Source organism: Pseudonocardia sp. ICBG601 (assembly GCF_020496245.1).
Window position 1 is genome coordinate 1 of record NZ_JAHLJA010000114.1, and the last position, 7,224, is coordinate 7,224.

Annotated in this window: 5 protein-coding genes and 6 pseudogenes; all 11 read right to left on the reverse strand. The window is 75.3% G+C overall.

Annotation, left to right across the window (positions count from 1 at the left end):
• Positions 1–24 precede the first annotated feature (24 nt).
• Positions 25–147: a hypothetical protein gene (locus tag KPL57_RS72770; protein WP_374203794.1), complete on the reverse strand. Its 123-nt coding sequence runs from the start codon at positions 145–147 to the stop codon at positions 25–27.
• 272 nt (positions 148–419) lie between these two features.
• Positions 420–1,221, reverse strand: a pseudogene (gene proC / locus KPL57_RS72775) (pyrroline-5-carboxylate reductase).
• 226 nt (positions 1,222–1,447) lie between these two features.
• Positions 1,448–1,618, reverse strand: a pseudogene (locus KPL57_RS72780) (thioesterase family protein); the annotation flags it as partial.
• A gap of 185 nt (positions 1,619–1,803) precedes the next feature.
• A pseudogene (locus KPL57_RS72785) lies at positions 1,804–2,085 on the reverse strand (acyl-CoA thioesterase domain-containing protein); the annotation flags it as partial.
• Between the two features lie 9 nt (positions 2,086–2,094).
• Positions 2,095–2,979, reverse strand: a complete 885-nt coding sequence (locus KPL57_RS26585) for a sugar phosphate isomerase/epimerase (RefSeq protein WP_226353598.1) — start codon at positions 2,977–2,979, stop codon at positions 2,095–2,097.
• Between the two features lie 2 nt (positions 2,980–2,981).
• Complete coding sequence (locus KPL57_RS26590; RefSeq protein WP_226353599.1) at positions 2,982–4,598, reverse strand: hypothetical protein; 1,617 nt, start codon at positions 4,596–4,598, stop codon at positions 2,982–2,984.
• Positions 4,598–5,605 (reverse strand): Ppx/GppA phosphatase family protein, encoded by a 1,008-nt coding sequence (locus KPL57_RS26595; RefSeq protein WP_226353600.1) that lies wholly within the window; start codon positions 5,603–5,605, stop codon positions 4,598–4,600. Before KPL57_RS26595 ends, KPL57_RS26590 begins: the two co-directional genes overlap by 1 nt.
• Positions 5,606–5,651: 46 nt before the next feature.
• On the reverse strand, positions 5,652–6,341 hold the full coding sequence (locus KPL57_RS26600) for a response regulator transcription factor (RefSeq protein ID WP_020624971.1): 690 nt from the start codon (positions 6,339–6,341) through the stop codon (positions 5,652–5,654).
• A gap of 132 nt (positions 6,342–6,473) precedes the next feature.
• Positions 6,474–6,518, reverse strand: a pseudogene (locus tag KPL57_RS72790) (hypothetical protein); the annotation flags it as partial.
• A 79-nt stretch (positions 6,519–6,597) separates the two neighbouring features.
• Positions 6,598–6,831, reverse strand: a pseudogene (locus tag KPL57_RS72795) (ATP-binding protein); the annotation flags it as partial.
• Positions 6,723–7,224, reverse strand: a pseudogene (locus tag KPL57_RS72800) (hypothetical protein); the annotation flags it as partial. The pseudogenes KPL57_RS72800 and KPL57_RS72795, both read right to left, overlap by 109 nt.

The following is a 7,224-nucleotide window of genomic DNA, read 5'->3' on the forward strand; positions in this document are numbered from 1 at the left end:
GTACCGGCCGTCACCCCACCGGGATCAGCCCGCGTCGAAGTAGGCGTTGCGCAGGTAGTCCTCGACCGCGCGCTGCGGCACACGGAACGAGCGACCGACCCGCGCAGCCGCAGCTCGCCCGAGTGGACGAGCCGGTACAGCGGTCATCTTGGAGACGCGCATCATCGACGCGACCTCGGCCACCGTCAGGAACTGGACCTGGACGACCGCAGGGGCTCGGGTCGTTCCGCCGCCATGGGGCACCGCCTTCCTCCCCCGAAGGGGTTCCCCGGTTCGCCCGTGGTGGGGGATGCAGGTTGCAGTCTACCGGGCGGATGTGACGATCGGTCCGCCAGAGGGGGGCTCGATCGTGCTACGGCACGGCGCGTCCGAGTGACTTTGCGTCATACGATGCGCTGAACGAGGTACCGCTGGGCCGGTCAGCCGCGACCGAGCGCCACCGAGCGGTCGTACGCTGCGGTGACCGCGTCGGCCAGTGCTGTGCGCAGCCCGTGCCGCTCCAGCTCGCGCAGGGCGGCGGCCGTGGTCCCGGCGGGCGAGGTGACGTTCTCCCCGCAGCACCGCGGGGTGCTCGCCGGTCTCGCGCAGCATCCGCGCGGCGCCGAGCGCGGTCTGCACGGTCAGCTCGGTCGCGTCCGGGCGGGTCAGGCCCAGCCGGACCCCGGCCTCGATCATCGCCTCGGCGACGAGGAAGAAGTACGCGGGCCCGGAGCCGGACAGGGCGGTCGCGGCGTCCTGTTTTCGCCTCGTCCAGGCGCAGCACCGCGCCGACGGTGGACAGCAGCGTCCTCGGTCTCGTCGAGGTGCGCGGGGGTCGCGTGCGCGCCCGGGGAGATCGCGCACATCGCCGCGCCCAGCAGCATCGGGGTGTTCGGCATGACCCGCACGACCGGCGTGCCCTCGGGCAGGGCGCCCTCGAAAAGCGAGGTCGGCAGGCCCGCGCACAGCGACACGACGAGCGCGCCAGGCTCCAGCACTCCGGCGACCTCGCCGAGCAGCGTGACGACGTCCTGCGGCTTGAACCGCGACGACCACCGTCCCGGCCCCGCGCACCGCCTCGTCGACCGGGCCGCGGTCACCCCCAGCGACGCGGTCAGCTCCTGCGCCCGGGCCGGAACCGCTCGGCCACCACCAGGTCACCGGCGTCCGCCCGGCCGCCAGCAGCCCGCCGAGCAGCGCCTCGCCGATCCGTCCCCCACCCAGTACCGCGATCCTCGTCATGGGAGGAGCGTAGGAACCCCTCAGCCGCCTGTGGGGCCAGGGCGAGCTGGCGGGCCTGGCAGAACGGTACGGCCGTGCGCGTCGACGACGGTGACGTCCTCGTCGAACTGCGCGCTCGACACCCCACCACCGGCGGACGGGCTCGCCACGGCGCCGGAGCGGGACTCGACCGCAGCCAGCCCGGAGCCGGGCGGGCCCGCAGCAGCGCGGTGAGCTGCACCGTCGGCGCCCAGCCGCGGGAGCCGCCGAGGTTGAACACCGTCGGGGGCAGGATGTCGCCGGACATCAGCGCGAACAGCACGTCGGGCTCCTCCCCGCGCGGGCGGACCCAGCCGGCCATCTCCGGCGGCCCGGTCTCGCCGCGCAGGAACGGCAGGGCACCGCGCGGGTAGCGCAGCTCGCAGGCGGCCGCGAGGCCGCGCGCGCCCCCCTCGGCCGAGCCGGGTCGAGCGCGTCCGGGTCCGGTTCGACGGCGAGCGCGGAGCCGTCGTCCAGGCGCGGGGCGTCGGTCGGGAGCACACCCGCGGTGACCGTGGAGTGCAGCATGAGCCGGCCCTGCTGGTGCAGGCGGACGGCGACCGTGGACACCGTCCGCCCGATCTTGAGCGGGTCGGTCGTGATCTCGACCGGCCCCAGGTCCGGCGCGCGCAGGAAGTCCACGGCGACGGCCAGCGGGTCGGGTGCGGGTGCCTCGTCGGCCGCGAGGCGGGCCAGCCCGGACTTGGCCATGAGCACCATCAGCAGGCCGCCGAACGCCTTGTCCCCGATCGCCCAGGTCCCGTCGAGCCGGGCGCGGAACCGGCCGTCACCGAGGTGCTCGATGTCGTGCGCGTCGGCGAACGGCCGGACCGTCGTACTGCTCATGCCGGCATGTTACCCACGGGTAGGAGCGATGGCGGACATCGTCGGCGTGAGGTGCAGCCGGGCGAACAGCAGCGACTCGGCGAGCAGCCCGGTGCGTTCCTGGCGGGTGCGGCAGCGCCGGGTCGACACCTCCAGCACGACGGTGCCGCCGTCCGCGGCGAACCGGGAGTCGGCCAGGCGCTCGCACACCTCGGCGCACGGCTGCGTCCCGCGGCCGGGGACCAGGTGCTCGTCGCGCGGGGCTCCGGAGCCGTCGGTGAGGTGCAGGTGGGTGAGCCGGTCGCCCATCCGCTCGGCGAGGTCGAGCGCGTCGACCCCGGCCGCGGCGGTGTGCGACAGGTCCAGGGTGTACGCGCCGAACCCGATCTCCGTCGGGTCGTGGCCCAGCGCGTAGGGCACGGTGCTGATCGCGCCGCGGGTCACCGGGAACATGTTCTCCACCGGCAGCGTGACGTCGTGGACCTCGTGGGCGCGGGCGACCTCGTCGGCGAAGACCCCGGCGTAGCGGCGCTGCCAGCGGAACGGCGGGTGCACCACCACGGTGCGCGCGCCCAGCCGGGCGGCGACCTCGACGGTGCGCCGCAGCCGGTGCACCGGGTCGGCGCCCCAGACCCGCTGGGTGACGGCCAGACAGGGCGCGTGCACCGCGAGGATCGGCACCCCGTGTCGGTGGGCGAGACGCTCGACCGCTCGCGGGTCCTGGCTGACCGGGTCGGTCCAGATCATGAGCTCGACGCCGTCGTAGCCCAGCTCGGCGGCGATCTCGAACCCGGCGGCGACGCCCTCCGGGTAGACCGAGGCCGTGGACAGCGCGACGGGTGCCGACCCGGTCGGGTGGGCGACGGGCGGGCGCGACGGTGTCACGAAACGTGGAGTCGTCGCGCCGTCGCTCATCGTTACCGGTCCAGCAACACCAGGATCGCCGGGGACACGGTCAGCAGCAGTCCGACGAGCACCGCGAACAACGTGGTCTTCAGGTCGTCGTTGCGCAGCAGGGCCCGCACGCCGAGCACCAGCCCGACGGTCAGCACGACCGCGAGCGACAGCGCGACGATCGGCAGCGAGGTCCACAGGAAGCGGAACAGCACCCAGATCGCCGCACCGGCGACGGCGCCGCCGATCCACTGGGCGATGACGACCGCCCAGGCCTGGCCGGTCCCGGCCGCACCGGCCGGGGCCTCGTCGTCGAGGCCCGCGGGCGGCTGCGCACCGCTGTCGGTGACGCCGTCGCGGCGCCCGGAGCGGCGGCGCGGGGGCTCGTCGTCCTCGACCGCGCCGGCGGCGAGCTCACCGTGGTCCTCGTAGTCGTCGTAGTTCTCGTGATCGGCGTAGTCGTCGTAGTCGGTGTAGTCGTCGTGGTCGCGGTCGTCCTGGGGGCGCTCGGGGGCCAGCACACCGGTGCGACCGCCGTCGGCGGAGCCGGGCCCGTCGTCGTATCCGGCGGGGCCGTGCCGGCCGTCGTAGCGGGGGTCGGCGTCGTAGCCCCGGTCCCGGTCGTCGTAGCCCTGGTCCCGGTCCTGATAGCCCTGCCGGACGTCGTAGCCCCGGTCGTCGTAGCCCTGCTGGTCGCCGTAGCCCTGCCGGTCGTCGTAGTCGTCGGCGAACGGGTCGTAGGCGCCGGTGGGCGGGCCCGCGTCGGCCGGACGCGCACGTCCGGTGGGGCCGTCGTGCTCGTCGTCCAGCGGCGGGGCGCCGAACTGGGTGGGCGGGCCACCGTCGTCGTCGGCCGTGGGGGTCGGGCGGCGGGCGCCGAGCCGGCTGGTCGGGATCTCGTCGGCGACGCCGTCGGCGGTGCCGGGCGGGGGGCCGTACGGACCGGACGGGCGCGGGGCGTCGCCGCGGGGTCCCCAGTCCTGGGTGGCGGGGCCGTCGTCGCGGCCGTAGGGGCGACCGTTCGGCGGGCCCTGCGGCTCGGGGGCGAACGGACGGGCCTGCGTGGCCGGTCCGGGGCCCGCGGCCCACTGCCCGGGGGGCGGGCCCTGTGGCCTGCGGGGCGGGGCGCCGCCGAAGGCCGCGGCCCCGTTCGGGCCGCTGCCGTTCGGGCCGCTGCCGTTCGGGCCGCTGCCGTTCGGGCCGCTGCCGTTCGGGCCGCTGCCGTTCACGGCGCTCCCGTGCGGGGCGCCGCCGTTCGGAGTGCCACCGTGGGCGGCACCGCCGTTCGGCGCGTTGCCGTTCGGCACGAACGGCTCCGGCGCGCGCCCGGTCGAGCCCTCGGAGGGGTCGGGGCGGCGCGCGGGCGGGAACGAGGGGTGGTCGAGGGGCGGCGGACCGTCGCCGCCGCGCGGGGCGAACCCGCCCGCGCCCTCGGGCGGACGGACACGGTCGGCGGCCGCCGGGCGTCGCGGCGGGGCGGCCACGTCGGTCCGCGCGGGTGCCGCGGACGACGGGGCGCCGGGGCCCTCGTCGTCCTCCGCGGCGCGACGACGGCGGCGTCGTCCGGGCTGCTGGCCGCCGTTGGCGGCCAGGAGCTCCGCGACCGTCCGCTGGCGAGGCTCTCCGCTGTCCACACTCATCACGACCACCGTGCCCTGTGCGTTGTCAAGGGTCCAAGCCCGCCCGGGGATGTCTGCGCCGAGCGGTCGTCCCCGTTCGTCCCATCGAGCATGTCGAAGCGCCGGAGGATCACTCCCTCGCGCAACGCCCACGGACAGATCTCGAGTTCGGTCACGCCGAGGGCGTCCATCGCCGCCTGCGCGACGACCGCCCCGGCGACGAGCTGGTGCGCCCGGCTGGCGCTCACGCCGTCGAGCTCGGCGAGGTCGGGGCCCGACATCCGGGTGATGAACGCCGACAGCTGGCGCAGGCCCTGCGCGGTCAGCGTGCGGCGGGCCCCCGGCCCGGCGCTGGACGGCGCGGCGCCGGCCAGCCGGGCCAGCGTCCAGAAGGTCTTGGAGGTGCCCACGGCCCGGTCCGGGCGGCCCGCGGCACGCAGCCGTCCGGCGATGGGGGCGATCTCGTCGCGGACCCGTTCGGTCAGCGCGGCGACCTCCGCCCGCGACGGCGGGTCGGAGGTGAACGCGTCGCGGGTCAGCCGCCCCGCGCCGAGCGGCACCGACGCGGCGACGTCGGGAGTCTCGTCCCGCCCGACGGCCAGCTCCAGCGAGCCGCCGCCGATGTCGAGCACGAGCAGCCGCCCGGCCGACCAGCCGCACCAGCGGCGGACGGCGAGGAAGGTCCAGCGGGCCTCGTCCTCGCCGGGCAGGACCTCCAGCGCCACCCCGGTCTCGCGCTGCACCCGGGCGAGCACCTCGGCGGAGTTCGTCGCGTCGCGCAGCGCGGAGGTGGCGAACGCCAGGAGGTCGTCGCAGCCGGCGGCCCGGGCGGTGTCCCGGGCCCGGTGCACGCTCTCCAGCAGCGCCTTCACCCCGTCGCGGCTCAGTGCGCCCTTGCGGTCGAGGTGCTCGGCCAGACGCAGCTGGTCCTTCTCCGACGACATGGGCTTCGGATGGGCACCCCGGTGGGCGTCCACCACCAGCAGATGGACGGTGTTGGACCCCACGTCGAGAACGGCCAGGCGCACCCGGTCAGGTTACCGACCTGTTATCGGCCGTCGGGCAACCCCTGGCTCACACGTCGAACTTGTAGCCGAGCCCGCGCACCGTGACCAGGTGCTTGGGCGCAGAGGGGTCGCCCTCGACCTTGGACCGCAGCCGCTTGACGTGCACGTCGAGGGTCTTGGTGTCGCCGACGTAGTCCGCGCCCCACACCCGGTCGATCAGCTGGGCCCGGGTGAGCACCCGCCCGACGTTGCGCAGCAGGTACTCCAGCAGGTCGAACTCCTTGAGCGGGAGCGCGACCTCGTCGCCGTTGACCGACACGACGTGCCGCTCGACGTCCATCCGCACCGGGCCGGCCTCCAGGACGCCGGTGCCGCCCTCGGTCTCGCCGCCGGCCTCGCCGCCGCGGCGCAGCACCGCGCGGACGCGGGCGATGAGCTCGCGCGCCGAGTAGGGCTTGGTGACGTAGTCGTCGGCGCCGAGCTCCAGCCCGACCACCTTGTCGATCTCGCTGTCCCGGGCGGTCACCATGATCACCGGCACGGCGGAGCGGGAGCGCAGCGCCTTGCAGACGTCGGTGCCGCTCATGCCGGGCAGCATCAGGTCCAGCAGCACGATGTCGGCACCGTTGCGGTCGAACTCGCTCAGCGCGTCGTTGCCGTTGGCCGCGACGGCGGTGGTGAACCCCTCCTTGCGCAGCATGAACGCGAGCGGGTCGGCGAAGGACTCCTCGTCCTCGACGATCAGCACCCTGGTCATCTCATCCTCCGGTTCCGGCGGTCTGGGGGGAGCTGCCGACGGCAGCCTCACCGTGCGGGCGCCGCCGATGCCCATCCGGGCGGGCAGGCGCATGGTGAAGGTCGATCCGGTGCCGGGGCGGCTCCACAGCCGCACCTCGCCACCGTGGTTGGCGCAGACGTGCTTGACGATCGCCAGGCCGAGCCCGGTGCCGCCGTGTGGCCCGCGAGCGGGCCGGGTCGACCCGGAAGAAGCGCTCGAAGACCCGCTGCTGGTGCTCGGGGGCGATGCCGATGCCGCGGTCGGTCACGGCGATCTCGATCGAGCCGTCGACCGCGCGCCGGCTCACCGACACCGACGAGTCCGCCGCGGAGTAGGCGATCGCGTTCTCCAGCAGGTTCGTCAGCGCGGTGACCAGCAGCGTGCGGTCGCCGTCGACGACCAGCCCCGAGTTCTCGTCGGCGGTGATCTCGACGGCGTGCGACTCGGCGGAGTTGCGGCTGCGGGCCAGCGCCTCGGAGACGACCTCGTCGAGTCGACGGCGGCCAGCGCGGGCAGCCGTTCGGCACCGGTGAGCCGGGACAGCGCGATCAGCTCCGAGACCAGGTTGCCCATCCGGGTCGCCTCGCGCAGCAGCTTGTCGCCGAACCGGCGGACCTCGCCGACCGCGTCCGGTCTGGCTCGTCGACGCCGTCGGCGCGCTCCAGGCCGTCGAGGCTGTCGAGCAGGGCCTCGGCCAGCAGCGCGACCGCGCCGACGGGGGTCTTGAGCTCGTGCGAGACGTTGGCGGACGAAGTCGCGCCGGGTCGCCTCCAGCCGGGCCACCTCGGAGGTGTCGACGGCCTCGACGAGCGCGAAGCCGTCGCCGAGGGAGCGGATCCGGGCCTGCACCGCGACCGGGCCG